Source organism: Halobacillus litoralis (assembly GCF_009856355.1).
GTDB lineage: Bacteria > Bacillota > Bacilli > Bacillales > Halobacillaceae > Halobacillus > Halobacillus litoralis_B.
Window position 1 is genome coordinate 149101 of record NZ_WMEW01000007.1, and the last position, 25596, is coordinate 174696.

At 48.0% G+C, this 25596-nt stretch carries 31 protein-coding genes, 1 pseudogene and 1 riboswitch; of the genes and pseudogenes, 19 read left to right on the top strand and 13 right to left on the bottom strand.

Features of this window, described 5'->3' with window-relative positions:
• The first annotated feature begins 150 nt into the window (after nucleotides 1–150).
• Together GLV97_RS11845 and GLV97_RS11850 are read left to right on the top strand one after the other, a co-directional pair.
• Nucleotides 151–1626, top strand: a complete 1476-nt coding sequence (locus GLV97_RS11845; RefSeq protein ID WP_160889732.1) for a leucyl aminopeptidase — start codon at nucleotides 151–153, stop codon at nucleotides 1624–1626.
• A 389-nt stretch (nucleotides 1627–2015) separates the two neighbouring features.
• Nucleotides 2016–2186: a hypothetical protein gene (locus GLV97_RS11850; RefSeq protein ID WP_160838530.1), complete on the top strand. Its 171-nt coding sequence runs from the start codon at nucleotides 2016–2018 to the stop codon at nucleotides 2184–2186.
• Between the two features lie 69 nt (nucleotides 2187–2255).
• Here GLV97_RS11850 and deoD read toward each other — a convergent pair whose 3' ends face one another.
• Both deoD and GLV97_RS11860 read right to left on the bottom strand, forming a co-directional pair.
• Nucleotides 2256–2966 carry a purine-nucleoside phosphorylase gene (deoD, locus tag GLV97_RS11855; RefSeq protein WP_160838532.1) on the bottom strand — a complete coding sequence of 237 codons (711 nt, stop codon included), beginning with the start codon at nucleotides 2964–2966 and terminating at the stop codon, nucleotides 2256–2258.
• Between the two features lie 75 nt (nucleotides 2967–3041).
• Entirely contained in the window at nucleotides 3042–3425 is a 384-nt protein-coding gene (locus tag GLV97_RS11860) for a kinase-associated lipoprotein B (protein ID WP_160889733.1), read from the bottom strand.
• A gap of 119 nt (nucleotides 3426–3544) precedes the next feature.
• On the opposite strand from GLV97_RS11860, the gene GLV97_RS11865 reads away from it, so the two are divergent.
• Both GLV97_RS11865 and GLV97_RS11870 read left to right on the top strand, forming a co-directional pair.
• On the top strand, nucleotides 3545–3739 hold the full coding sequence (locus GLV97_RS11865; RefSeq protein ID WP_160838536.1) for a hypothetical protein: 195 nt from the start codon (nucleotides 3545–3547) through the stop codon (nucleotides 3737–3739).
• Between the two features lie 88 nt (nucleotides 3740–3827).
• Complete coding sequence (locus GLV97_RS11870; protein ID WP_160889734.1) at nucleotides 3828–4397, top strand: superoxide dismutase family protein; 570 nt, start codon at nucleotides 3828–3830, stop codon at nucleotides 4395–4397.
• Between the two features lie 186 nt (nucleotides 4398–4583).
• Here GLV97_RS11870 and GLV97_RS11875 read toward each other — a convergent pair whose 3' ends face one another.
• A complete protein-coding gene (locus GLV97_RS11875; RefSeq protein ID WP_237416975.1) occupies nucleotides 4584–5765 on the bottom strand; it encodes a MalY/PatB family protein in 1182 nt (393 codons plus the stop codon).
• A gap of 194 nt (nucleotides 5766–5959) precedes the next feature.
• Nucleotides 5960–6316, bottom strand: coding sequence for a helix-turn-helix domain-containing protein (locus tag GLV97_RS11880; protein ID WP_160838542.1), 357 nt, complete (start codon nucleotides 6314–6316; stop codon nucleotides 5960–5962).
• Between the two features lie 167 nt (nucleotides 6317–6483).
• Here GLV97_RS11880 and yugI point away from each other — a divergent pair, with 167 nt between their 5' ends.
• A complete protein-coding gene (gene yugI / locus GLV97_RS11885) occupies nucleotides 6484–6867 on the top strand; it encodes a S1 domain-containing post-transcriptional regulator GSP13 (RefSeq protein WP_027956455.1) in 384 nt (127 codons plus the stop codon).
• A 41-nt stretch (nucleotides 6868–6908) separates the two neighbouring features.
• Here the strand turns inward: yugI and GLV97_RS11890 are convergent, their stop codons facing one another.
• Entirely contained in the window at nucleotides 6909–7154 is a 246-nt protein-coding gene (locus GLV97_RS11890) for a DUF378 domain-containing protein (RefSeq protein WP_160838544.1), read from the bottom strand.
• Between the two features lie 139 nt (nucleotides 7155–7293).
• Here GLV97_RS11890 and GLV97_RS11895 point away from each other — a divergent pair, with 139 nt between their 5' ends.
• The 3 genes from GLV97_RS11895 to GLV97_RS11905 all read left to right on the top strand — a co-directional run bounded on the left by GLV97_RS11895 (nucleotide 7294) and on the right by GLV97_RS11905 (nucleotide 10465).
• A complete protein-coding gene (locus GLV97_RS11895) occupies nucleotides 7294–8460 on the top strand; it encodes an iron-containing alcohol dehydrogenase (RefSeq protein WP_160889735.1) in 1167 nt (388 codons plus the stop codon).
• A gap of 157 nt (nucleotides 8461–8617) precedes the next feature.
• A complete protein-coding gene (locus GLV97_RS11900) occupies nucleotides 8618–9964 on the top strand; it encodes a glucose-6-phosphate isomerase (protein ID WP_160838548.1) in 1347 nt (448 codons plus the stop codon).
• Nucleotides 9965–10048: 84 nt separating this feature from the next.
• On the top strand, nucleotides 10049–10465 hold the full coding sequence (locus GLV97_RS11905; RefSeq protein WP_160838550.1) for a YugN-like family protein: 417 nt from the start codon (nucleotides 10049–10051) through the stop codon (nucleotides 10463–10465).
• Here GLV97_RS11905 and GLV97_RS11910 read toward each other — a convergent pair.
• Both GLV97_RS11910 and GLV97_RS11915 read right to left on the bottom strand, forming a co-directional pair.
• Nucleotides 10448–11446 carry a potassium channel family protein gene (locus GLV97_RS11910; RefSeq protein WP_160889736.1) on the bottom strand — a complete coding sequence of 333 codons (999 nt, stop codon included), beginning with the start codon at nucleotides 11444–11446 and terminating at the stop codon, nucleotides 10448–10450. The two genes, GLV97_RS11905 and GLV97_RS11910, sit on opposite strands and share 18 nt — an antisense overlap.
• 95 nt (nucleotides 11447–11541) lie before the next feature.
• A complete protein-coding gene (locus GLV97_RS11915) occupies nucleotides 11542–12096 on the bottom strand; it encodes a thioredoxin family protein (RefSeq protein WP_160889737.1) in 555 nt (184 codons plus the stop codon).
• 119 nt (nucleotides 12097–12215) lie between these two features.
• Here GLV97_RS11915 and GLV97_RS11920 point away from each other — a divergent pair, with 119 nt between their 5' ends.
• Nucleotides 12216–13274, top strand: coding sequence for a M20/M25/M40 family metallo-hydrolase (locus GLV97_RS11920; protein ID WP_160889738.1), 1059 nt, complete (start codon nucleotides 12216–12218; stop codon nucleotides 13272–13274).
• 146 nt (nucleotides 13275–13420) lie between these two features.
• Here GLV97_RS11920 and GLV97_RS11925 read toward each other — a convergent pair whose 3' ends face one another.
• The gene (locus GLV97_RS11925) at nucleotides 13421–13588 is read right to left on the bottom strand and encodes a hypothetical protein (RefSeq protein ID WP_160889739.1); all 168 of its coding nucleotides are present in this window, start codon (nucleotides 13586–13588) and stop codon (nucleotides 13421–13423) included.
• Between the two features lie 132 nt (nucleotides 13589–13720).
• Here GLV97_RS11925 and GLV97_RS11930 point away from each other — a divergent pair, with 132 nt between their 5' ends.
• Genes GLV97_RS11930 through GLV97_RS20350 form a run of 3 tightly spaced genes read left to right on the top strand, consistent with a single transcriptional unit; the run spans nucleotide 13721 to nucleotide 14531 of the window.
• Nucleotides 13721–13933, top strand: a complete 213-nt coding sequence (locus tag GLV97_RS11930; protein ID WP_160838558.1) for a hypothetical protein — start codon at nucleotides 13721–13723, stop codon at nucleotides 13931–13933.
• Entirely contained in the window at nucleotides 13917–14135 is a 219-nt protein-coding gene (locus GLV97_RS11935; RefSeq protein ID WP_160889740.1) for a hypothetical protein, read from the top strand. Before GLV97_RS11930 ends, GLV97_RS11935 begins: the two co-directional genes overlap by 17 nt.
• A 9-nt stretch (nucleotides 14136–14144) precedes the next feature.
• Nucleotides 14145–14531, top strand: a complete 387-nt coding sequence (locus GLV97_RS20350; RefSeq protein WP_160889741.1) for a methyl-accepting chemotaxis protein — start codon at nucleotides 14145–14147, stop codon at nucleotides 14529–14531.
• 295 nt (nucleotides 14532–14826) lie between these two features.
• Here GLV97_RS20350 and GLV97_RS11945 read toward each other — a convergent pair whose 3' ends face one another.
• On the bottom strand, nucleotides 14827–15546 hold the full coding sequence (locus tag GLV97_RS11945; RefSeq protein ID WP_160889742.1) for a hypothetical protein: 720 nt from the start codon (nucleotides 15544–15546) through the stop codon (nucleotides 14827–14829).
• 441 nt (nucleotides 15547–15987) lie between these two features.
• Here GLV97_RS11945 and GLV97_RS19990 point away from each other — a divergent pair.
• Nucleotides 15988–16152: pseudogene (locus GLV97_RS19990) on the top strand (transposase); the annotation flags it as partial.
• Nucleotides 16153–16282: 130 nt separating this feature from the next.
• Here GLV97_RS19990 and GLV97_RS11955 read toward each other — a convergent pair.
• Nucleotides 16283–16996 (bottom strand): hypothetical protein, encoded by a 714-nt coding sequence (locus GLV97_RS11955; RefSeq protein WP_160842149.1) that lies wholly within the window; start codon nucleotides 16994–16996, stop codon nucleotides 16283–16285.
• Nucleotides 16997–17198: 202 nt separating this feature from the next.
• A riboswitch (FMN riboswitch) is annotated at nucleotides 17199–17346 on the top strand.
• Nucleotides 17347–17505: 159 nt separating this feature from the next.
• Between GLV97_RS11955 and GLV97_RS11960 the strand changes: the two genes are divergently transcribed.
• The gene (locus GLV97_RS11960; RefSeq protein ID WP_160838570.1) at nucleotides 17506–18108 is read left to right on the top strand and encodes an ECF transporter S component; all 603 of its coding nucleotides are present in this window, start codon (nucleotides 17506–17508) and stop codon (nucleotides 18106–18108) included.
• 184 nt (nucleotides 18109–18292) lie between these two features.
• The gene (locus GLV97_RS11965; protein ID WP_160838572.1) at nucleotides 18293–18601 is read left to right on the top strand and encodes a hypothetical protein; all 309 of its coding nucleotides are present in this window, start codon (nucleotides 18293–18295) and stop codon (nucleotides 18599–18601) included.
• 40 nt (nucleotides 18602–18641) lie between these two features.
• Here the strand turns inward: GLV97_RS11965 and GLV97_RS11970 are convergent, their stop codons facing one another.
• The 3 genes from GLV97_RS11970 to GLV97_RS11980 form a co-directional block, all read right to left on the bottom strand.
• Nucleotides 18642–19022, bottom strand: a complete 381-nt coding sequence (locus GLV97_RS11970) for a hypothetical protein (protein ID WP_160838574.1) — start codon at nucleotides 19020–19022, stop codon at nucleotides 18642–18644.
• A gap of 33 nt (nucleotides 19023–19055) precedes the next feature.
• Nucleotides 19056–19442, bottom strand: a complete 387-nt coding sequence (locus GLV97_RS11975) for a hotdog fold thioesterase (protein WP_202409764.1) — start codon at nucleotides 19440–19442, stop codon at nucleotides 19056–19058.
• 133 nt (nucleotides 19443–19575) lie between these two features.
• Complete coding sequence (locus tag GLV97_RS11980) at nucleotides 19576–20517, bottom strand: 1,4-dihydroxy-2-naphthoate polyprenyltransferase (protein ID WP_160838578.1); 942 nt, start codon at nucleotides 20515–20517, stop codon at nucleotides 19576–19578.
• A 223-nt stretch (nucleotides 20518–20740) separates the two neighbouring features.
• Between GLV97_RS11980 and GLV97_RS11985 the strand changes: the two genes are divergently transcribed.
• The 4 genes from GLV97_RS11985 to menB are packed head-to-tail and all read left to right on the top strand — an operon-like array spanning nucleotide 20741 to nucleotide 25543.
• Nucleotides 20741–22132 (top strand): isochorismate synthase, encoded by a 1392-nt coding sequence (locus GLV97_RS11985; protein WP_160889743.1) that lies wholly within the window; start codon nucleotides 20741–20743, stop codon nucleotides 22130–22132.
• Nucleotides 22132–23877, top strand: coding sequence for a 2-succinyl-5-enolpyruvyl-6-hydroxy-3-cyclohexene-1-carboxylic-acid synthase (gene menD / locus GLV97_RS11990; protein ID WP_160889744.1), 1746 nt, complete (start codon nucleotides 22132–22134; stop codon nucleotides 23875–23877). Before GLV97_RS11985 ends, menD begins: the two co-directional genes overlap by 1 nt.
• Entirely contained in the window at nucleotides 23867–24664 is a 798-nt protein-coding gene (gene menH / locus GLV97_RS11995) for a 2-succinyl-6-hydroxy-2,4-cyclohexadiene-1-carboxylate synthase (protein ID WP_160889745.1), read from the top strand. Before menD ends, menH begins: the two co-directional genes overlap by 11 nt.
• A gap of 60 nt (nucleotides 24665–24724) precedes the next feature.
• Complete coding sequence (gene menB, locus GLV97_RS12000) at nucleotides 24725–25543, top strand: 1,4-dihydroxy-2-naphthoyl-CoA synthase (protein ID WP_160838586.1); 819 nt, start codon at nucleotides 24725–24727, stop codon at nucleotides 25541–25543.
• Nucleotides 25544–25596: the final 53 nt, after the last annotated feature.

Below are 25596 nucleotides of genomic sequence, written 5' to 3' on the forward strand. Positions count from 1 at the left end.
TCTTATCCGGCAGGGTATCGAAATAATTGATCTTTATGTACGTCATTTGTTGCTGATAAGCAAGGTCATTATATCATATATCCACAGAAAACGTCCCTTCATAAGGAAGGACGCGTGTATCTCTTGTATACTGAAAATGGAGGTGTTGCTATGTTCACAGTAACAGAGAAATGGAAACCCGAAGATCCTCTGGTCTTAGGAGTATTCACGGACGAGGGTCAGACCAGCCTGATCAAACAACTGAAAGAATCAGCAGGGTTACATACACCGGAGTATTTGGAAGGCGGCCTTGCCCGACTTTCTCAAGGTCGTGTGGAAAGTTTAATTCTTCCGTACGAAAATCAGATGGTCCGGGTCATCTGTATCGGTCTTGGGGCCAGGTCGATGGCTGGAAGAGCAGAGAGTAGAAAGGTGTGGGGACAGGCTTTTCAACAGATTCAGGCCCAAGGAATAGAAAGGTGTACGCTTTTTCTGGATACACTCATTCCGGATGACGAGAAATATAAAGAGTGGATCACGTTGTTAGGGGAAACGATCTATTTATCCACTTATAAGCTGGAAAATTATAAAACCGCCCCTGTAGAGGAACAACGACTGAAAAGCATCCAATTGTTTTCTGATTCGTTTGATGCAGTGTCCGTGGAAGAGGCATTCACGGAAGGAACGGCTTATGCAGAAGGAGCGAATACAGCGAGAAAGCTTGTTCACCTCCCCGCCAACATCCTTACTGCATCAGAGCTCGCCGCGCACGCCCTTAAGATGGCCGGACGCTTTGGGTTCGATGCCCGGATTCTTGAGAAACAGGATATGGAGGAGCTGGGGATGGGCGCACTCCTGGCTGTCAACCAGGGTTCTGTAGAGCCGCCAAAGCTGATTGTTCTGAAGTATCAAGGGCTGGAAGAGTGGAGGGATGTAACCGCTCTTGTAGGCAAAGGCATTACGTACGATACCGGGGGCTATTCAATCAAATCGAAAGCAGGTATGCCGGGTATGAAAGGGGATATGGGAGGCGCTGCTGCCGTTCTGGGAGCTATGGAAACCATTGGCCGCATCAAGCCCGAAAAAAATGTCCTGGCTGTGATTCCGTCCACGGATAATATGATAGCAGGCGGGGCGTTTAAACCGGATGACGTTCTTACTTCCATGAGCGGACAGACCATCGAAGTATTGAATACCGATGCCGAAGGACGGCTGGCACTGGCCGATGCGGTCACTTACGCCCGCACAGAAGGGGCGGACAGAGTCATCGATGTGGCCACACTTACCGGAGGGGTTGTTACGGCACTGGGATCCTGGATGACGGGTGCCATGACGAATGATGCATCGTTTTATAAACAAATTGAAAACGCCGGGCGGGAGACAGGGGAACCGATCTGGCTGCTGCCCTATAATGAGGATTATAAAGCACAGGTAAGAAAAAGCAGTATCGCTGATTTGAATAATTCTCCAACACGCAAAGCTCATGCCATAATGGGAGGCGCTTTTGTCGGGGCATTTGCAGAAGGTGTGCCATGGGTCCACCTGGATATCGCCGGCACGTCTACAGCAGAAACCGCCCACGCCTTAGGACCTAAAGGCCCTACAGGAGTCATGGCAAGGACGCTTGCTTATTATGTGAATCAATAGAATCCAGCTGAGGACGAATCCAGCGTCCACTGGTATGAGCGGGACGTGACCGTAATTACGAAATGCGGGCAGCCGCTCTTTCCTGGCAGCTCGAGACCGGGACGTTCCGCTTATCGGCGGATGCTTGCCGCGGGCACGGCCTCAGCTAACTTGGTCAAGAAAACCATTTGACCAAGGGGATCTCCGGCTCGCGCTGTTCCCGCAGGCATCCCCACCGAACGCTCCTCGTGCCGGTGCCTGTGGAAAACAACTTTACGCTAGCCCAGACTTATTTTACGCGGATGGATATTGTATAGGAAGCTGTTTTTTTAGGAGGGCTTCCTATCTCTATTGCTGTTTCCATAAGAAATAAAACACGGCGCTTTGTACAAATGGTCCGGACTCCCTTATTGTTATCGAAAGTGGATAAGCATATCGGGACGATGCTGGTCCTTTATACAGAATCTCATGTGTACTACGGGAAAGTGGAGATGATACAGGGGCGGGAAATCTATATGACGACCGTAGATCAAGTTCTTAGGATTGATGGCCGTACACTCGTTCACGTTTGTTCCAAGTGAAGAATGGCCGAAAGGTGACCGGCAGATAAAAAAGCCCATGCGCTCGCTGAGGCGCATGGGCTTTTTTGTTTAGTCCTGAATGGCTGCTTCCAGAGCCACTTCGATCATTTCGTTAAAGGTTGTCTGACGTTCCTGGGCTGTCGTTTCTTCTCCGGTAAGAATATGATCACTTACGGTAAGAACAGACAGCGCCTGACGATTGTATTTTGCTGCAAGCGTATAAAGGGCAGTGGTTTCCATTTCTACTGCAAGCACATTGTAGTCTGCAAGCAGATTGAATAGATCCATGGCATTGTCACGGTAGAAGCTGTCGCTTGTAAAGACGTTTCCGACTTTTAAATCGAGGCCTTTCGCTGTACCTGCATCATACGCGTTTTTCAACAGGCTGAAATCAGCGGTCGGTGCATAATCAATGCCGCCGAATACCATGCGGTTCATCTGGGAATCTGTCGTAGATGTGGAGGCAAGAATAACGTCACGTACGTTTACGTCATTTTGCAGCGCCCCGCATGAGCCGACGCGGATCAATTTCTGAACACCGTAGCTTTCCATCAATTCATTGACGTAAATGGAGATGGAAGGTACACCCATTCCAGTTCCTTGAACGGAAATGCGCTCTCCTTTATATGTACCTGTGTATCCGTACATTCCGCGTACTTCGTTATAGCAGACGGCATCCTCCAGGAAGTTTTCGGCAATGTATTTGGCGCGGAGTGGATCTCCTGGGAGTAGAATCTTATCCGCGATATCTCCTTGTTGTGCTCCAATATGTGTTGTCATGGACGGGTCCTCCTTCATTTCTTTCAACATTTTTAAATTACCACACCCCGAAAGCGAATACAAATGTGGCTGATTTTACCCGAAATACTGTTTTTCGAGATCACTCAGCTGATCTGCGGCATGGCTGTTAAAATCGGTATCCCGGCGATTTAACTTTTGTTTCAGCTTTTCAACGGATTGTTTGAGAGAATCATTATAATCCGGTATTTCTGTCTCTTCATAAGGGTGGACCGCTTCTTTCTGAACGTTGGCTTTTTCAAGGTAACTCAACGCTTTCCGCTGATGGAAAAAAACATTTTCTGTCTGACCAGGATTGTGAAGATCCCCCTGCATCGGGTGTTTGTCAACGGCGAGCATTTGAACCAGATAAAATTTCCCCCGGTCTTCTTTCACTTCTCCGATGTATATGCCTGTTTTATAATGCGCTTTCACTATAGAGCCGATTTGAATGTCAGACATCTTATTCCCTCCTAAATTCATCTCTTTTTCCATTGTAACAAAAATTATGAAGATCTTATGAAAACGGATGCGGATTTCCAGATGTTTGATATACTTGGGTAAGAAGGGTGGGATTCATCATGATGGAATTTTTGTATTTTCCAGAAGATAAGTCTGAATATATTCCTGCTGTCCTGATGCTTCTGCTGTTCATTGTTGCTGCAGCGGTTACCATGATCTGGATAATTAAAGCTTCTCAAAAAGAAGAGCATACATTTGATCAGAACTACTCCATAAATGAACAGAAGAACCACGAATCCAAAGAGCCGCATTAGGTTTCCACCTGATGTGGCTTTCTTATATTTTCAGCAGCATAGGGGACACTAGAAAAAGCAGATTTCATCAAATGGAGGTTTTGGACCCATGAAGCGTGCCCTTATGTTTGCTGGTGCGGTAGCTGTTGTTTTGACGGCCTGTTCCGGAGAAGAAAGATCCCCCCTGGAAACGTCGATGTATAACAAGGATAATGACAAAATCGGGACCGCCGTGTTGACTGAACAGCCTGAAGGCGTTCAGGTGAAGCTTAAAGTAGAGGGACTTGAACCGGGCATGCACGGAATTGCGGTTCATGAGTTCCCGAAATGTGAGGCTCCTGAGTTTAAGACGGCGGGGAATCATTTCAACCCAACGTCCAAAGAGCATGGTCTTATGAATCCTAAAGGTGCCCACGTAGGGGATATGCCCAATGTGGAAGCTGATCCAAGCGGCATGATTGACGTGGAAGTCATGCTCCCGCAGGCAAAGCTGAAAGAAAATCAGAAGTCGCTCCTGAGGCAGGAAGGGACCTCCTTAATTATCCAGAGCGGCCCGGATGACGGGATGACCCAGCCAGCGGGCGATGCTGGAGAACGTGTCGCCTGCGGGGTCATTACGCTGGATGCAGACAAGGATGAAACGAGTGACCCGACGGAACCGGATAAACAACAGGAATAAAAAATCTCCCCTGAGCCGGATGGCGGGTTCGACGGTTTTGTTTTTTACACATAGTTTAAATCTTGGAGCAAAGGTTTGTGGTGCGGAAGGCTCGATCAGGCCTCAACTTCTGGTTATAAAAAAGCATGTAGAAAAAACGAGGTTTCTCTACATGCTAAAAAGTCTCCCTTGAGGAGACTTTTTTATTTAGGATTGTTCGAATGCCTGCACCGCATGGATGATACGTGTGACGCCTTCTTCCAGTGTAGACATCGGTGCTGCCAGATTGAGACGCATAAATCCACGGCCTTCTTCGCCGAAGGACGCTCCGTCGTTTAAGCCGACGCGCGCTTCTTTCTGCATGAATGATTTCAATTCCGCCTGGGAAAGCCCCATTTGGGTACAGTCAATCCACAACAGATACGTACCTTCAATCGGAAGCGCCCGCACAGATTTGGTTTCATTCTCCATCCGCTGGATGACATAATCGCGGTGGTCTTTCAGCACTTCTGTCAGCGTATCCAGCCACTCCGATCCATGCTTGTAGGCGGCTTCCATAGCTGTTATCCCGAGGGTGTTCAGCATCATCATGCCCTGGTTCTTAAAGTGTTTATCCAGCTTTTTCTTATACTCCTTGTTGGCTGTCATCACATAAGATGCCTGAAGCCCTGCAAGATTGAATGTCTTCGTAGGAGAAAGGCATGTAATGGTCTGCTGGTTCGTTTCTTCAGATAGGGAAGCCATTGGTATATGTTTGTTCGGAGGCAGAATCAAATCTGCGTGAATTTCATCTGCTGCGATTTTGACGCCGTGCTTCCTGCAGATCCGGCTCATTTCCTCCAGTTCCTGCTTCGTCCAGACACGGCCGACAGGATTATGCGGGTTGCAGAGGATAAACATCGTAACATGGTTGTCCTTGATTTTGTTCTCGAAATCCTCGAAGTCTATTTCATACCGGTCCTCTTTATAAAGGAGCTGGTTTTTGACGATATGTCTGCCGTGGTCTCTTACCACACTGTAAAAAGGAGGGTAGACCGGCGTCTGGATGAGGACGTTATCCCCGATTTCTGTCAACGATTGAATGATCATGTGCAGGGAGGGGATGACACCGGGACTGAATGTGATCCAGTCGGTTTCTGTTTCCCACCCGTGACGGTCACGGAGCCATGCTGTAATGGATTCCTTCACGTCCTGATCGGGGATGGTGTATCCGAAGATGCCATGCTCGACCCTTGATGTGAGTGCATCTGTGACGGCCTGTGGTGTCTTGAAATCCATATCCGCCACCCACATGGGCAGGACATCTTTATCTTGATAAAAGTCTTCAATGAGGTCCCATTTGACCGAGCGTGTCCCGGTTCTTGGGGTATATTGCTGGAATTCTTCCAAAGTTCTCGCCTCCATCAGCCATTTTTCCTTATCATAACCGAAACCGTGTCCTTCATGAAACCAACTTGTTTCAAAGTGGAATTTTGGCCAAAAAAAAAGCAAAGCGAACGTTCGCTCTGCTTACACAGGGGGAATACGAGAAAGTCTTACGTTATTTAATATAACCCTGTTTCATAGTTTATAAACCTCTTTTTTTAATTTTTCTGCTGATTCAGGTCATAAAGCAGATTCATAGCTCGAAGCACGTCCTGTTCTGAAAAGTCACGGGCTTTTCTTAAAATCAGTTTGGAGCTTTTGACGCCGATGTCCTGAACGAGCTGTGTAAGTTCTTCGTCAAAAGGAGATTCATCTTCATCGTGGAATTCCATCAATTCGGAAGCGGGAATATCAAGAACCGTCGAGATTTTCAAGACGGTATCGAGTTCTGGTGTACGTTCATTAGATTCATAACTTTCCAATGTATGAACGCCCATTCTTGCTTTAAGAGCCAGTTCCTCTTTTGAGAATTTCTTCATTTCCCGGTACTTTCGGATATTGTTTCCTACGGACATATGCGGAATCCTCCTTTGTTCTTTTCTCTAGTATACCACGCTGGGAACGGATGATGTCTGAACGATTCGTGAACACAGATGGGATATTGCTTATTACACGCGCTTATGGTAAAATTATTTATTGCGTGAAAAGAAGCGAATATTTAATGAATCAGGAGTTGTATAGCATGTCAGAGAAGTTTCAAGAAGGTCAAGTATTAGAAGGTAAAGTCACAGGCATTCAGCCTTACGGCGCGTTTGTAGCATTGGATGAGCAGGTTCAAGGTCTTGTACACATTTCCGAGGTTACTCACGGTTATGTAAAAGATATTAACGAGCATCTTTCTGAAGGCGATGAAGTTCAGGTTAAAATTCTGAACATCGATGAGAAGAGCAACAAATATTCTCTATCCATCCGCGCTACTCAGGAAGCGCCGAAACAACAGGAGCGTCGTCCACGTAAACAGGCGGCTCCAAAACAGCAGGAAGAAGCTGCAGGCTTCAACACGCTGAAAGACAAGCTTGAAGACTGGATCAAACAGTCTGATGACCGCGAAAAATTCCGTAAATAAGGAATAGAGAAGAGACCAGGGCCAGCCCTGGTCTCTTTTTTTTATTCGTGTTCAACGGCTGCATCCGCCTTCACATCGCTGTTTTGTGCTGCAGGGATAAAATAAAGGGAAATCGCAATAAGTCCGCTGATCCCTACAGCCGTATAGATGAGGCGTGAGAGTACGGCACTCTGTTCCCCCCCGCCGAACAGACCGGCAACAAGATCATATTGAAACAGTCCGATCAGCCCCCAGTTAACAGCGCCGACAATAATCAGCAGGAGAGCCGTTCGTTGTATCCAGCTCATTTCAACACCTCCTTTTTTACTTCTACCTAGTATGGATCTCAAAGCCGATGTTCATTCGGGACAGCATTTCTTTTGAGATTCTTTAAAATATCGGGGATAATAGGAAAGCACGTTAAGAAACGAAAGGAGCTTCTCAACCATGGATACATTTGCATTTCATAACCCAACGAAACTGATCTTTGGTAAAGATCAAATTGAACAACTGCCAAGCCAGCTGCCGGAAGGAACGAAAAAGGTTCTTGTTGTTTACGGCGGAGGCAGTATTAAGAAAAACGGCGTTTATGACCAAGTCATGGACCAGCTGAAAAAAGCTGAGGTTGAAGTTCTTGAACTTTCCGGTATTGAACCAAACCCTAAATTGACAACCGTTGAAAAAGGGGTGGACATTGCTAATCAGGAAAATGTGGACTTTCTTCTTGCTGTCGGTGGAGGTAGTGTCATTGATGCTACGAAAACCATCGCTGCAGGTGCTAAATATGATGGGGCTCCTTGGGATCTCGTCACCCGTCAGGCGACCCCTGAAGACGCCCTCACGTTCGGTACAGTACTGACGCTTGCGGCGACAGGATCTGAAATGAATGCCGGTGCGGTTATTACCAACTGGGAAACCAATGAAAAATACGGATGGGGTGCAGCACCACTGACCAACCCTGCCTTCTCTATTCTAGACCCGGCCTATACAGCTACGGTTCCTGAAGACCAGACGGTTTATGGCGTGGTGGATATGATGACCCACTTGTTCGAGCAGTATTTCCACAATCCGACACCGTCTCCTGTGCAGGACGAAATGATTGAAGGTGTGCTCCGCTCTGTTATGGAAACAGCTCCGAAGCTGCTTCAAGATCTTGAGTCTCTCGAGCACCGTGAAACCATTCTTTACGCAGGTACGCTTGCATTGAACGGTATGATGCAGATGGGCTACCGCGGTGACTGGGCAAGTCATAACATTGAGCACGCGGTTTCAGCGGTTTATGATATTCCGCATGCCGGAGGACTGGCCATTCTGTTCCCGAACTGGATGAAGCATAACCTTGAGGTCAACGTTTCCCGTTTTGCCCGTCTGGGTGAAAAAGTCTTTGGTGTGGAAACAGAAGGGAAATCTGAACGCGAAGTCGCTGAGGAAGGTATCCAGGAGCTTCGTAAATTCTGGACGTCCCTGGGTGCGCCTCAAACACTTGCCGATTATGACATCGGTGATGACAAATTTGATGTAATCGTAGACCGTGCGATGAAACGTGGACCATTCGGAAACTTCAACAAGCTGCATGAGGAGGATGTACAGGAAATCCTTGAAATGTCTAAATAATGATCACAGAAGAAGGCGCGGAGACCCGTGCCTTTTTCTTTTATAAAACATTTTCATTGTGTATCCGTTTACAAATGGAGCTTTGCTTGATTTGCCCTGAAGGTTTCGATAAAGTGAAATTGGTCAGGCATAAAAATGACGATTTGGAGGCTATCATATGACACATATTCGTTTTGATTATGAAAAAGCGCTGCCATTCTTTGGCGAACATGAACTGGAATATATGCAGGGAGCTGTATCGACAGCACACCAGGCACTCCATGAAAAAACAGGAGCAGGGAACGACTTCCTAGGGTGGGTCGATCTTCCGGAGGACTATGACAAGGAAGAATTCGCCCGCATTAAAAAATCCGCAGAAAAGATTAAATCCGACTCTGATGTACTTCTTGTCATCGGTATCGGCGGTTCCTACTTAGGGGCACGAGCGGCTCTTGAAATGCTCAACCACAGCTTCTACAATACACTTGCAAAAGAGGACCGTGATACACCGCAGGTCTTCTTCGTAGGAAACAGCATCAGTGCCCCGTATATGAATGAGCTGTTTGATGTACTTAAAGACAAAGACGTTTCGATTAATGTCATTTCTAAAAGTGGAACGACGACGGAGCCGGCCATCGCCTTTCGTATCTTCCGTAAATTCCTTGAGGACAAATACGGTCAGGAAGAGGCCCAGAAGCGTATTTATGCGACAACGGATGCCAATAAAGGGGCATTGAAAACTCTTGCTGATGAACAGGGATACGAATCCTTTGTCGTACCTGATGATGTTGGCGGCCGTTACTCTGTGCTTACAGCTGTCGGGCTGCTTCCGATTGCAGCAAGCGGCATTGATATCGATGCTATGATGGAAGGCGCACAGAAGGCTCGTCAGGAATTGAGCAGTGAACAACTTTCTGAAAACCCTGCGTATCAATATGCGGCGGTTCGTAATGTCCTTTACAACAAAGGGAAAACCATTGAAATGCTGATCAACTATGAGCCATCCCTTCAGTACTTCTCTGAGTGGTGGAAGCAGTTGTTTGGTGAAAGTGAAGGCAAAGACCAGAAAGGGATTTTCCCTGCTTCTGCGAACTTCTCTACCGATCTTCACTCTCTGGGCCAATACGTTCAGGAAGGACGCAGGGACTTGTTTGAGACGGTGCTTCACGTCGAGTCACCAAGCTCTGATATCACCATCGAAGAAGATGATCAGAATCTTGACGGTTTGAACTATCTGGCTGGAAGCACAGTGGACAAGGTCAATGAAAAAGCGTACCTTGGTACAATGCTGGCGCATACAGACGGGGACGTACCAAACTTGATCGTCCACCTTCCGAAGCGTGACGCTTATACGTTTGGCTATCTCGTTTATTTCTTCGAGAAAGCATGTGCCATCAGCGGTTATCTTCTTGGTGTCAATCCATTTGACCAGCCTGGAGTAGAAGCGTATAAGAAAAACATGTTTGCCCTCCTTGGCAAGCCTGGATTTGAAGAAGAAAAAGAAAAGCTCGAAAAACGCCTGTAAAACTTAGAAAGCGTGCCTCATCCATCATTTGGATGAGGCACGCTTTTTTATTGGGGCATAGTAAGACTTAAAGGAGGAATGACAATGATACCTTTAACCTCTTCATTGACAGGGCAGGTGTTTTCTTTTCAGGATGCAGAAGCAGCTTTGAAAACGGTCGGGTTTAAATTAGCGGATAACTGGGATTATGAACACGGTTATTTTGATTATAAAATTGACGACCGGGTCGGCTATCAATTTATCCGCCTTCCTTTTGTTGTAACATCCGGATCGCTCGATGCTCCTTCGGATTATGCCATGATTGAAATGACGGAACCGTTTCTGCTTTCCCATAAATATAATCCCGGCCTCGATGACAACGTGAAAGAAGGGAATATCCGGGCCATTTTTGACCAGTTCCAGGAACCCGTGGATAAAGATGCCTCTTTTCCGGAAGAACACATTCAATCAGGTCAAGAGCTTCTTCAGGCAGCAGAGGAGGCGTTACTTTCTCAGCGGTGAGAATAAAACGAGTTCATCCCCCTTTTCCAATTCAATGCTTTCGTCCAGATGAAAGGACAGCTCTCCATTCTTTCGGATGCCGATAATCTGGCATCCTTTTTTTAAGAAAAATTCATAAGCCGTTAAAATTGGATGGCCCGTGAGTTTTTCGGGAACGGTCTCTTCATGGAATTGACGCTCAGTCAACAGGGAAAGGAGGAGCTCAAATGGTTTGACAGGATCATTCCGGTAAAGTTCCTGGTAAAAAAGGCTGCTCATAAAGTCATTGGAGCGGATGATCGTGCTGGCACCGGCGCGCTGTGCGTTAATTTTCTGGCGGTCCGTCAGTACTTCCGCAATAATGAACAGTTCCGGGTGGTGTCCTTTCAAGGCGACAATCTGATGAATGACGGCCTGATCGGACTGCTGTTCCTCCATGGATGGATCCGCGGTAATGATTGCCATCCGTGCATCCTTAATATTGGCGTGCTCCAGCGTTTCTTCATTCGTCGCGCTGCCGCTGATAAAGTGGACGCTCGGGAGACGCTGGTAAAACTGATTCATCGTCTGATCAATCATAACGATCCGCTCGTGAAGGTTCTGATCCTGGAGCATATCAATCAAATGCCGGGTCCGCTCGTTCCAGCCGATCAGCACAATGTGATCTGCCCCCTTATAGGGGACACGTCCCTCGGATAAGCTGGTTTCATGTTTAACTGTAGAGGCGGATAATGTCGCCATGTAAAAGGTGACGAGCCCGCCGCCGGACAGGATTAAAAGGATGGCTACGGCTTTTCCGGCAGGACTTAACGGCACATAATCCCCGTACCCTACGGTCGCTCCCGTAACAAAAGCCCACCATAGTCCATCAAAAAAGGTGGGGAAGTTTTCCGGTTCTATGATATGAATAATGATGCCGAATAAAGTCATCGTGAAAAAAACAGTACTCAAAAGGCGGATAAATAAGGGCAGTTGAAAGTAAAGGCGGATGAGGTGCTGCATAACCCGGCCCCCTTTTTTACCTACAGTATGGCTTGTATCCAAGAAAAACAAACGTAAAAAGAACCTGCTTCGCGGAAGAAGCAGGTTCTGCTGTATCAGAATTTCAGGGTCTGTTTCATATCTTCATAAACGTAATGCCAGAAATCGTGGTTGTCACGAAAGGCTTTCGTGACAAAAAGCAGGACCTCCCTGCGCTTTTCCTCGTGATCGGGCGCCTCTTTTCCGGGAAGGCTGGTTAAAGCCTCGGAAACGAACTGCTCCAACTCTGGCGCCCGCGGGCCCCAGACAGCGGCTTCATTCCCGACTGAATCGATCAGGATGATTTTTGGAATGGAACGGGACGTGCCATTCGTTAAATAGTGATCCATCAGGGCGGGGTTTTCATCCCTCAGGAAAAAGCGGGTATCAATTTGAGCCGCTTCTGCAATTCTGAGGAAAATAGGCAGGTTCAGCATCGCATCCCCACACCAGTCCTCGGTCAGTACCAACGCTCTCCACTGTTTGTTTTGTACTTCTTCAAACAGTGGCACATCCTCCACCTGGGTAGAGAAGTTTTCATATATGTACAATAAGTCATTTTGGTGGGACTGCATCTGATCGACGTATTCCTGCGGATGCATTCCTTCGTGAAACTGCTGGTCCAAGTCCATACGAAAATCTCCTTTCTAATGCCTACCTATTCCTTTTCCCTAAAAAGAACAGAAATATGCGTCGATATGAAGTCCGTCTGGTTTTTTGATAAGATAATTACGAAGGAGGGTGTTTACCTGTGGAAAAAGAACGTCTCGACTTTTTATTGGAATTGTTAAATACACCGTCTCCGTCAAGTATGGAGATGGAGATCCAAAAACGCTGGATCGAGGAAATGCGTCCCTATGCGGATGAGATTCAAACGGACCACGCGGGCAATGCCATTGCTGTCCTCAACCCGGAAGCTGATTTTAAAATTATGCTCGCCGGTCACTGTGATGAAATTGCCCTTGTCGTCAATCGGATCGATGATGACGGCTATGTGTACGTGGATAAGATGGGCGGCGTCAACCCTAAAGCGGCTGTTGGAATGAAAGTCAGTATTCAAGGGTATGGCGGAACAATAACAGGGGTTATTGGAGTCAATGCTCAGCATCATGGCGGATTGAAGGGAGACTTCGGACTTGAGGAACTGTTTATCGACTGCGGAGCCAAGTCCAAGGAAGAAGTCATGAAGTTCGTGCAGATTGGCGATCTGGCTGTATATAAAAGAGAAACGGAAGTATTGATGGACCGTTACATAGCCGGCCGTGGTCTTGATAACCGGACTGGTCAGTTCGTTGTCGGAGAAGTGCTGCGCCGCTTATCTGAGAAAAAATTGAATGTCGGTGTGTATGCAGCGAGCACGGTGAATGAAGAAACGAATATGGGTGGTGCCTATTTTGCAGCAGCCGGTGTGGAACCTACAATGGCCATTGCCTGCGATGTAACGTTTGCCACCGATTATCCTGGTGTAGACAAACGGAAACACGGCGATGTCCGTCTAGAGAAAGGGCCTGTCCTTGCTAAAGGGGCACCGATCAACCGCAAGATCAATCAACTGTTGGAAAAGACAGCTTCCTCTCTGGACATGGCTGTTCAATACGAATTGACACCACGCATGACAGGGACGGATGCTGATAAGATGCGCCTGACAGGAAAAGGTGTGCCGGTCAGCCTTGTCTCTCTGCCGCTGCGGTATATGCACTCCCCTGTAGAAACCGCGAGCATTCAGGATATAGAAGAGGAAATTACCCTTCTTGTGGAAATGATCGCAGGTATGACAGGGAAGGAAAGCTTAAATCCACTGGACGATTAAATTGGGTTGATCGCAGGGTATTTTTTCATGTAGATCGGTTTAAGAATGTTTGTAGTCACGTCTTGTGCTTTGTACCTAAATAGAAAACGTTTCACCCTGATTCAAGGCACGCAGAGAAAGTCTTAAGAGCCTGGGGTAAGTCCTATTCATGCTGCATCGGTTGATTTCACGAACCGCTCATCGGTGGATGCCTGCCACGGGCACGGTTTCAGCTGCACTTGGTCAAGAAGGTCACTTGACCAAGTGGATCTCCGCCTCGTGCTGGTCCCGCAGGCGTCAACACCGAACGCTGATCGTGAAACCAACAAAGGCATAAATTCAGCATACCTTTGAAACATCCTGTGTTCCCAATTACGATCGGTTATCGACGATTCTTTTGATTATTTTCATGCATATTTGGGCACACTAGCCGATATAATCTTCTATAGTGTTAAGGAGTGATCGGCATGGATCGTGAAGCGCTGCATCAGCAGATTATGATGTTGAAGGGGAGAATTAATGCCGGACAGGTTCACGTGCAGGGGTATGATGATTACATTATGCTTCAGCTTGGAAAAGTAAAAGACAGTGAAGACGGACTTGTAGACGTCTCAACCGTGTCAGCAACACTTCGACTGCTGCTGGACGCCACAGATAAAGTAGATGGTCCTGCTCATTAAGAGCGGGATTTTTTTATGCCCTTTTACATTGAAGGTGGCTGGTGACATTACAACGAGACACAATGAAATGACATGGACGGTGGAGGAGCTTCAGGATGTATCTTTGAACTTAAATCCCCGTGCAGAGGAAGGGATGGAGGATATGAAGGCGTTGAATAGTCAGGTTTTCCTCATTAAAGACATTTCTATGAAGAAAACGTAAACGCTCGAAATGCAGGCGCAGAACATTCAAGAGGTGGTTAAAACCATTAAGGACATTGCCTCTCGGATTAATCTACTGTCGTTAAATGCAGCTATTGAAGCTGAGAGGGTCGGGGAGGATGGGCGTGGATTTGATATCGTCGCTAAAGAAGTCCTGAAGCTCTCAAATAAAGTGAAGCATTCCATTGGTGAGGTTCGGGAAAATGTCGGTCTGGTCACCGAAGAGATTTCCCGGATGAACAAAGAGCAGGTTCGCTTGAACCGGCTTTCCAATGAAGGAAAGTGGATATACCGTATGAGAAAAGAGAAGGTCGAGCGTAGCTGCGCAGATTCAAAAGAACGGCATTGCGTTGTTACCGCTTGCGCGGATAAGAAAAAGGGAAAGAACAGGCGCTGATGACGGCTGCCTGCCGGAATATGAAAAAGGTTGTCCTCCATTCAGCAAGGGCGAGCTGGGTAAAGGAGAGTCTTTTTTGATTTTAAAGAATCCCCAAGGAGCAGTGCCCCTTCCACTCCTGCGGAAGAACGAGTGAGCCGAGATCGCCGAGTGTGGGTTTTGCGAGGAAGCTCGGGCGCTCGTCCGCGGAAAGGGAAGGGGCTTTCGCTCCTGGCGGTAAGAAAGAAAAAGCTTGTAAAGAAACAGGGATTTCTCTACAAGCTGAGAGCTTATCCTGGGATAAGCTCTTTGTTTATTATAGGATGCCTTCGTTATCCGGCCCTGGGAAGGTGAAGGATGGGGCGTCCGTATCCTGTTTACAGCGGTCAGGGTTTAAATCACACACATTTCCATGCGCGTCACGGATGACCGGGCGTGTAACGGTGATCGTGGTTTTAAGGATGATTTTCACAATAATCCCTTCCACCAGGGTAATTCCTGCAACGTCGACTACAGGAACACCCTCCTGGGTGAAGATTCCTTCGACTTCCAGCGGTGTCTCGGTCAAGTTATCTTCCGGACAGGCGCCTGGAAAATCCGTGTGCGCTTGAAAAGGAATCGCTGTGTTTAGAAGACCGACTTGAAGTGCTCCTGTCCCATCAAGGAAGTTGACTGTAATGGTAGCGGGGACCAATCCAATATTAACGACTTTGTTTTTGATGATGCGGGCGTTCATTGTGATATTTTCCAAGTTAGGAACGACTTCTACAGATACAAGGCTGCCAATGGTTACACCGGCAGCTGCAAATAGACTGAGAGGCAGCGTAGATTCGGCTACTTTCTGTACCTGTTTGGTTCCAACGAGAGCATTTTCCACGAAGCAGTCGCTGTTCAGCTTAGCTGGTTTAAACTCGGGCTTTTTGAAATGACACTTACATCCGGTCAGGCAGTCATGCTTTTTCTCATGTTTCTCTTTTTTCTTCGGAAACTTCATCGGCAGTTTCCCCGGAACGGAAACTTTCCTGCAATTCGCCATAGGTTTTCCACCTTTATCAATTATTTTTGTAGTTCATAGGTATAGTATTCTTGAGCAGATAGATGGTGTAGGCCGTTGCGGTAGTTGAAATAGGATCGACTTGTAAGGGAGGATATACAGGATCCTTCCACCGGTCGTGGTCGTACAAAGGGGTGGCTGTGCATTGCTGGGATAGTTGAATAACAAAGAGGAGCAGTGCTTGAAGGAATTTCAATCCATCAACTAGAAAAAGCCTGAGTTAACCATTTAGAGTTGTCCGCATGTTGTGTTGAGAGGGCACGTTCCGCTTATCGGCGCATGCCTGCCGCGGGCACGTGCCTCAGCTGACTTGGTCAAGAAACCATTTGGCCAAGTGGATCTTCGGCTCGTGCTGTTCCCGCAGGCGTGACCAACGAACGCTCTTCGTGCCGGTGCCTGTGGAAAATTACGCTGCGATAAAACGAAGGAAAGTGGATATACCGTATGAGAAAAGAGAAAGTTGAGCGTAGCTTTGCAGATTCAAAAGAACGGCATGGGCTGCGCTGTTGCCGCTTGCGTGGAAAAGAAAAAGGGAAGGAACAGGCGCTGATGACGGCTGCCCGCCGGAATATGAAAAAGACTGCCCTCCAACCAGTAAGAATGAGCTGGGTGAAGGAGGGGCTTTTGCTCCCGGCGGTAAGAAAGAAAAAAGCTTGTAAAGAAACAGGGGTTTCTCTACAAGCTGAGAGCTTATCCGTGATAAGCTCTTTCTTCTCATTTATAGCAGCCCTTCGTCATCCGGTCCTGGGAAGGTGAAGGATGGGGCATCCGTATCCTGTTTACAGCGGTCAGGGTTCAAATCACACACATTTCCATGCGCGTCACGGATGACCGGGCGTGTAACGGTGATCGTCGTTTTAAGAATGATTTTCACAATAATCCCTTCCACTAAGGTAATTCCTGCAACGTCGACTACAGGAACACCCTCCTGGGTGAAGATTCCTTCGACTTCCAGTGGTGTCTCGGTCAAGTTATCTTCCGGACAAGCGCCTGGAAAGTCCGTGTGCGCTTGAAAAGGAATCGTTGTATTGAGTACACCGAGTTGTAATCCGCCATCTACATCTAAGAAGTTAAGGGTAATGGTAGCTGGGATCAATCCAATATTGACGACTTTGTTTTTGATGATGCGGGCATTCATTGTGATGTTTTCCAAGTTAGGAACGACCTCTACGGATACAATGCTGCCGACGCCTAGAGTTGAAAATAGAGTGAGTGGTAGAGTAGCTTCAGCTACCTTCTGGACCTGTTTGGTTCCAACGAGAGCATTTTCCACGAAGCAGTCGCTGTTCAGCTTAGCTGGCTTAAGCCCGGGCTTTTTGAAATGACACTTACATCCGGTCGGGCAGTCATGCTTTTTCTCATGTTTCTCTTTCTTCTTCGGAAACTTCATCGGCAGTTTCCCCGGAACGGAAACTTTCCTGCAATTCGCCATAAGTTTTCCACCTTTATCAAATGATTTTGTAGTTCATAGGTATAGTATTCGTGAGCAGATAGACGGTGTAGGCTGATGTGATAGATAAAAGGGAATAGGCTGCGCGAAAAAAATGTCACGGAGTCAAGGTGGCAGGTGGCAGAACTTCCTGCTTGCACCTGGCACAGGTTTTGTATAAAATAAAAGTACAAATTTATATTGATTCCATCTTCGGGGCAGGGTGAAATTCCCGACCGACGGTAAGAAGGCACAGCGACCTTTAAGTCCGTGACCTGTGCAGAATTTTCTGCATGGCTGACCTGGTGAGAGTCCGGGACCGACAGTTACAGTCTGGATGGGAGAAGATGTCGAGCGGAACAGGCAGTGCATGTTAAATATGCTGCCTCTATTCAGCCGTGGACCAAGACCATCCCTAAGCCCAATGCTTCAGGGGTTTTTTATTGGTCAGGCGCAGCCGCTCACCTTCATCTGGGATGTGAATCAATGCTTAAAGATGAAGGGGGAGATCGATGATGAACCGTAATCCGGCTCAGTCATCAAAAAAATTATTTACACTGATTACCATTGCTTTATTCGGGACGATTTCCATGGTCCTGATGCTGTTGAATTTTCCGCTGCCATTGCTGCCGTCGTATTTGAAAGTGGATTTCAGTGATGTACCGGCCTTACTTGCAGGCATTATGTTTACGCCTGCTGCAGGAATACTTGTTGAAGCGTTAAAAAATGGTCTTTATTTTATATATACCGGCGCTGGAGATCCGGTGGGGGTGGTGGCAAACTTTGCCGCAGGCATTTTGTTCATCCTCCCGGTTACGATGATCTATCATAGATTTAAGAGTGTTAAATCTCTTGTATCCGGACTCGTGACGAGTTCACTGGTTATGGCGTTCGGCATGGGTGTACTGAACTACTTTGTCATTCTTCCGGCTTACAGCTGGTTTATGGGATGGGAAACGATGAGTGCACAAGTGAAATGGATAACGATAGTGGCGGGGATTCTGCCGTTCAATGCCCTTAAAGGTATCATTGTGAGTGCGTTGTTCACCCTGCTCTTTGTACGGATGAAGCCTTGGATTGAACAGAAAAGTCCACGTTCCTCATCCGCGGCGTAAATGAAAAGGCGGCGAGTTATTGACTCGCCGCCTTTTTTTATTCGGAAAAATCTTCTGGAAGCGCTGAGGTGCATCGATAAGCGGAAAAGACGTTGCCTGCTTCACGGTCGTTCTTCCATGTGTAAAACGGTGGTAAAGGGAGAAAATAAACATGCTCTTACTATTTTGAAAGAGGTGTTTATGGATGAAAAAAATCATGGGTGCTGCTTTACTGGTAATGATGACCGTAAGCGGCTGTGGAATGAATGGGAATGAGGATGGTCCGGAGGATATCAATTATGAACCTGCCCGTTATGAGCGTACGGATATGAATGAGCTGCCGGAAGAACAGCGTTTCCGTAATAACCGGGAGCATCAGGACCTTGATGAAATGAGAAGGGATTATGAAAGAGACGTGCGCCGGAGTGGGGAACGGGATACGCCGTTCAATATGGACGAAGAAGAGCCGGATCTGGATGAAGAACCTTCCGAACAGCGCCGGGAGATGGATTGACTAAAAAAGGATGCCGTTGTGATGACGGCATCCTTTTTTATCAGACATCCTTTTCTATTTCCCGTTCTTCTTCCACGGTATAGCGGGCGGTAGGGAGAGCTTCAAGGCGCTCGACAGGGATCGGGTCCCCTGATTTCTCACTGACACCGAAACGGCCTTCCTCTATACGTTTCAGGGCATCTTCCGCCTCCATGTGTTTCTCTCTTGCCTGTTCATAAAAGGTCTGGCGTTTTTCCCGTTCGTGCTGATCTGTCCCAAGGTTTCCCGGATGGTCTGCGACGCTGGAGATTTCCCCTGTGCGGTCATTCGGGTAAAGCTCCTTCGCATCGTCCTCCTTGTATTTCTCCATTTCCTGTTCTGCTTCTTCTTTCATTTCTATAATCTGTTGTTTGAATTGGTGAATCTGTTTATCCGATAACATACTTCATGTCTCCTTCCTTTTTGTAAGGATGGCTTACTTTTTTAAAGGAACAACCCCGAGGGTGCACCTGGAAAGGCAGAGGAGTGTGCCGTTCTCATGTACGATCCGGATTTCCCATACCATGGTTGTTTTTCCGATATGGGCGGGGACAGCTGCGGCCGTTACATACCCTTCTCTGGCGCTTTTAATATGATTGGCGTTGATTTCGAGACCGAACACCTGCTGCTCGTTAGTATCGATATTTAAAAATCCGCCGATACTTGCTGCGCTTTCTGCGAGGGCGACATTCGCGCCTCCGTGAAGGAATCCCATCGGCTGATGGGTGCGGGCGTCCACAGGCATCCGCATTTCCACACAATCCGGTTCTGCTTTGATCACTTCCATCCCCAGGGCGTCCATCAACGTATTCTTCATCATCATTTCATTCATCTTTATCCCATCCTTTATGTAATATTCCCATTGTTCTTATGGTCAAACCTATAGAAAAGAAGGATGGTTCTCCATCCTTCTCTCAGACTTTTTCGTAATGTGTTTCTGTCGTTTCCCTTTTGTATCAAAGAGGGAAATACAGTTGTATAAGCAGCGATAACCCAAGGAGGAATCCGTAAATAGTATTCGTCTGCGCGGTCGCTTTCATAGCCGGCATCATTTCCAGGGGCTCTTTTTTTCCTGTAAATCCCTGAATGGCCTTTCTGGCTTTTCCTACACTAATGAAAGTCAGCAGGGACCACCATGGCAGAAGTCCGATAATCATGAGAACGGCTGTCCAAAGATAAGCGATGGCAAAAAGAGCCGTCAAAAATCGGATGGAACCTTGATGTCCAAACAGGATCGCTAACGTTTTCCTGCCGTTTTCGGCGTCGTTCACCCTGTCGCGGATGTTATTGGCCAGAAGGATGCAGCCGACAAAAATAGCGACCGGAACCGAAACGATCAGCACGTCAGCTGTGAGCGTCATTGTTTGAATGAAGTAACTGATAGCGATGATGATCGTGCCCATGAAAAATCCGGCTGTCAGTTCGCCGAGCGGCGTGTAGGCGATGGGAAAAGGTCCACCGGTATAAAGGTATCCAAACAACATGGATACTAGTCCGACAGCAGCCACCCACCAGCTGGACGAGGCGCATATATAAACGCCGAGGAGTCCGGCTGCTGCAAAGAAGCTGAGAGCGAGCAGCAGCACCATCTGCGGACGTATGCCGTCACGCACAATGGTACCACCGATGCCGACGGAGTTCTCATTATCCAGCCCCCTGGCATAATCATAATATTCGTTAAACATGTTCGTAGCCGCTTGAATGAGAATGGAAGCCAGCAGCATGGCCGCGAACAACCAGAAATCAAAGGACTGTTCAATGGCTGCAAGCATCGTCCCGACAAAAACGGGAACAAAAGCAGCGGTCAGGGTATGGGGACGAAGAAGTCTCCACCACACTTGAAAACCTTCACGTTCATTCAAGGAAGCTTTTATATTTTGATTTTGTATGGAACTCATCGATGTTCTCTCCCTTGTCATTCTACAATTTTTATGATAACAATTTAAGTTTAGGGAAAGAGTCCCGGGGTGTCAATCATTCGGTGAAAATGTTCCCGGAAGTTAAGATTTCTTGAGTCAATAGAAAAAAGAGAATAAAATAGATAGTGGTGCATGCAGTTACGCTTAACTGTGTAGTAAATATGGATTACTCAACGTCCCTTAAGGAATGGGAGGAATGAATATGCTTCATACGAAGGCCCCTCATATAGAAGAAGCAGCAGGGGAAGCCCTTCAGAGAGCGCATCTTCTTGGGGAACCTCAATGTATAAGTATCGTTGAACATATAGATGATATGGATGCTTTTCAGTTTTTTCATGCCGGTGGATCGGTCGATCTTCACCGGACGTTCTGGCAGAGCGCGGATAATGACTTGACGATGGTCGGCATTGGACGGGCCAGCCAGCTTTATGCAGAACGTACCGATCGTTTTCAGGAAGTGCAGAGATTATGGCAGAAGCTTATGGACAATGCGGTTGTCTATGACGACTATCAGAAGAAAGGGACAGGGCTGACCGCATTGGGAGGGTTCAGCTTTGATCCGGAAGAATCAGACGATCATCTTTGGGGAAGTTTCCCTGACAGTCAGATGACGATCCCGGCTTTTATGCTTACGAAAGTGGGCGGAGCTGCGTATTTGACGATGAATGTGCTTATTTTTCCGGAAGACCATTTAAAGCAGATTGTTCACCAGCTTCTGGACCAGCGGGAAACGCTGATGAAGTCGGAAGGTTTCGAGGCGGCTTTTCCTGTAGTGACAGGGAGAGAGGAAGCAGCGCCTGCTCAATGGAAAGAAACGGTGAAAAAAGCAACAGAAGATATTAAGAACGGAAAAATCAGCAAGGTGGTACTGGCCAGGGAAATCCGTCTGAAGTTCCAGGATGCTGTACAGGCCGCTTCTGTGATTAAGGAGCTTGCTGATTCACAGCCGAACAGCTACATCTTTGCTTTTGAAAGCCGGGGGGATTATTTTGTCGGGGCTACTCCTGAGCGGCTTGCCAAGCTCGAAAACCGCCGGCTTGTGTCCACCTGCCTGGCAGGAACAACCCCGAGGGGAGCGACATCCGAAGAGGATGAGGCTCTTGGGCTTGAGCTTTTAAATGATCCGAAAAACCGCCAGGAACACCAATTTGTCGTAGATATGATTAAAGATGCGGTGGAAGCCTGCTCCAGTAATGTCTCCATTCCGGATGTTCCTGTGCTGTATCCGCTGAAAAACCTTCAGCACTTGTATACACCTGTAACGGCCGTCCTGGATGAAGGGTATACACTCCTGGACGTTGTCGAAAAGCTTCACCCGACACCTGCTTTAGGTGGAATGCCACAGCAGGAAGCCGTTTCATATATCCGGAAGCATGAACAGTTGAACAGAGGCTGGTATGCCGGTCCTGTAGGCTGGTTTGATGCGAAGAATAACGGGGAGTTTGCGGTAGCGATCCGTTCGGCACTCATCCAGCAGGATCAGGCATCTTTATTTGCCGGCTGTGGAGTAGTGGAAGATTCCGATCCACAGGCGGAATATGAAGAAACCGCCGTTAAACTTAAGCCAATGCTGACAGTTCTAGGAGGCTTGTAATGGGACACGTGGAAGCTTTAACGAAGTATGTCACACATTTTGTCGACCAGCTCGCATTTTCAGGAGTCAGGCAGGTCGTCATTTCACCAGGGTCCCGGTCCACACCGCTGGCCCTGACATTTGCTGAGCATTCTGAGGTGAAACACTGGGTTCACCTTGATGAGCGCTCAGCAGCTTTTTTTGCGTTAGGGATCGCCAAACAGACCAATGAGCCGGTAGCTCTTGTCTGTACGTCCGGCACAGCCGCCGCCAACTATTATCCGGCGGTTGTCGAAGCGTACTACAGTCGTGTTCCGCTCGTTGTTCTCACAGCCGACAGGCCGCACGAACTCCGTGAAACCGGCGCACCACAGGCAGTCAATCAGCTCCAGATGTATGGAGATTATGCAAAGTTTCATGTGGATTTAGCGCTTCCTGAGGAAAATAATTTCATGTATGCACGAAGACAGGCAGCAAGAGCCGCAGCGGAGGCCGTCACTGGACAGCCGGGCCCGGTTCATGTAAATCTTCCGTTCAGGGAGCCGCTCATCCCCGACTTTTCCCTGGAGGGGGCCTGGCGCGGGGACACGCTTCCCGTTCCGGTTCCTTCTGCAGGGAAAAAACAGCTTGATTCGCATGCTCTCCATCATTTGTTGGAGCAGCTCGGGCGTTCGGATAAAGGGTTGATTGTAGTAGGTCCGCAGACTCATGAGGAACTGGCAGAAGCCGTGACGGAGTTTGCCGCCCGCCTTGGTGTGCCTGTCTTTGCTGATCCCTTATCCCAGCTGAGGGCCGGGGATCATGATAAACGGCATGTGATTGAAAATTACGGATCGCTGCTGAAGTCATCCTGGGTTAAAGAGAACATGAAGCCGGACTACATTCTGCGGTTTGGGGCCATGCCTGTATCCAAAACCTATTTAAAATGGGTGCAGCACCATGAGGACACGGTAGACCATTATGTCGTTGATGATGAACCGGGATATCGGGAGCCGGCCGGTCTTGCTGTCCAGTATATCTGGGCAGAAGCTGTGGAACTCTGTCGACAGCTGGCCGCTGAACTGCCCGAGGGGAATGTTCAGACAACATGGCTGGAAGAATGGCAGCAGATGAACACGATGGCCAAAACCGAAATGTTGAAAGACCCGGGCGAAGCATTGAACGAAGGCCATGCTGTTGCTTATCTTGCTGAGGCTCTTCCGGATCAGTCCACCTTTTTCATTGGAAACAGTATGCCGATCCGGGATGTTGACAGCTTTTTCATGTCAACGCCGAAGCGGGTAACTATGATGGCCAACCGGGGGGCCAATGGAATTGACGGTGTTATTAGTACAGCGCTCGGTACGGCGGCAGCCGGCCGGAAAACAACCCTGCTCCTTGGGGATATTTCCTTCTTCCATGATATGAACGGTCTTTGGATGGCAAAAAGTCAGGGGCTTCCTTTGACTATTGTTGTCATTAACAATGATGGGGGAGGCATTTTCTCTTACCTTCCCCAGTCCCGGGATCCGAAGCATTTCGAGGAACTATTCGGGACACCTCTTGGACTCGATTTGAAGCCGGCGGTTGAAATGTATGGAGGCCGCCACCTGCGCGTGCAGACGTGGGAGGAGTACCGACAGGCGCTGGCTGAGAGCGCATCGTCACAGCAGCTGATGGTAATTGAAGCCATGGTAAGCCGTGATGATCATGTCGACTTTCACAATACGCGCTGGAATGACGTTCATGATGCCGTAGTGCGCTGGAGGGACGACAATGGACAGTAATATTAACGGCCGTGAATATAAAGTGATGCGGACCGGCGAAGGGGAACCCCTTCTTCTTCTCCACGGGTTTACAGGTACGTCCGGTACGTTTGATGAGCCATTGTCGTATTTATCGGGTTCTTATGATATCGTTAAAGTCGACCTGCCGGGTCATGGAGGCACAGGGCCGCTTGGCGCGGTTTCAATGGAGCGCTTCTGCAGGGATCTGCATGAACTGCTGGATCGATTGGAAATTGAACAGGTTCATCTGCTTGGATATTCGCTTGGCGGTCGTGCTGCGCTTTCCTTTGCTGTTCTTTATCCTGATAAAGTGAAAAGTATCCTGTTGGAAAGTGCTTCTCCCGGTCTTGCATCGACGGAAGAACAGCTTGCGAGACAGGCAAAGGATAAAGCGCTGGCTGATATGCTTCTGCGGGACGGTTTAGATGCTTTCGTTGATTATTGGGAGCAGATCCCGCTCTTCCGTACGCAGGACAGTCTTCCTGAAGAGAAGAAGCAGGAGATCCGGACGGAGCGGCTCAGCCATCAGGGACAGGGGCTTGCGGAATCACTTTCAGGAATGGGGACGGGACATCAACCATCCTGGTGGGAACAATTAACCACTCTAACCATCCCTGTCTGTCTTATTACAGGGGCTGAGGATGAGAAGTTCAAAAATATCAACAAACAGATGTCTGAACTGCTGCCGAAGGTCCACTGGGAAGAGGTGGAAGGAGCCGGACATGCCGTACACCTTGAGAAACCGCGAATTTTTGCTAAAATTGTAGATAGCTTCATGTTAAAATAGTTAATGAAAGCGTTTTTCATGAGGGTATATAGATGTAAACATATTGAAGGAGGAAATGAAATGTCTTTTGATTGGATTCAAGACCGCGAGTACGAAGATATTATGTACGAGCGTTTCGAAGGGATTGCTAAAATTACGATAAATCGTCCGGAGGTCCGCAACGCGTTCCGTCCACAGACGGTTTCCGAACTGATCGACGCATTTGCTTATGCGCGTGACGATTCCAGAATTGGTGTGATTGTTCTTGCCGGAGCCGGTGATGATGCATTCTGTGCCGGAGGTGACCAGAAAGTACGCGGTCACGGTGGCTATGTTGGAAACGACCAGATCCCACGCTTGAACGTCCTGGATCTTCAACGTTTGATCCGTGTTATTCCTAAACCGGTTGTAGCTATGGTTTCCGGTTATGCTATTGGTGGAGGTCACGTCCTACATATTGTCTGTGACCTGACGATTGCAGCGGATAATGCCATCTTCGGTCAGACAGGTCCGAAAGTCGGCAGCTTTGACGCCGGTTACGGCGCTGGTCTGCTTGCACGTATCGTCGGCCATAAGAAAGCCCGTGAAATTTGGTACCTGTGCCGTCAATACAGTGCAAAAGAAGCGGAGGACATGGGTCTTGTCAACACCGTTGTTCCTTTGGAGGAGCTCGAAGCAGAAACGGTTCAATGGTGCCGTGAAATGCTGGAGAAATCCCCGACAGCCCTGCGTTTCCTGAAGGCTTCCTTCAACGCAGATACAGACGGCCTTGCCGGGCTGCAGCAAATGGGTGGAGACGCAACCCTTCTTTACTATACAACAGATGAAGCGAAAGAAGGCCGCGACGCCTTTAAGGAAAAGAGAAAGCCTGATTTCGATCAGTTCCCTCGTTTCCCTTAATAACTGGACATGATAAACAAAGGGGGCATTCCAATGAAGGGGATGCCCCTTTT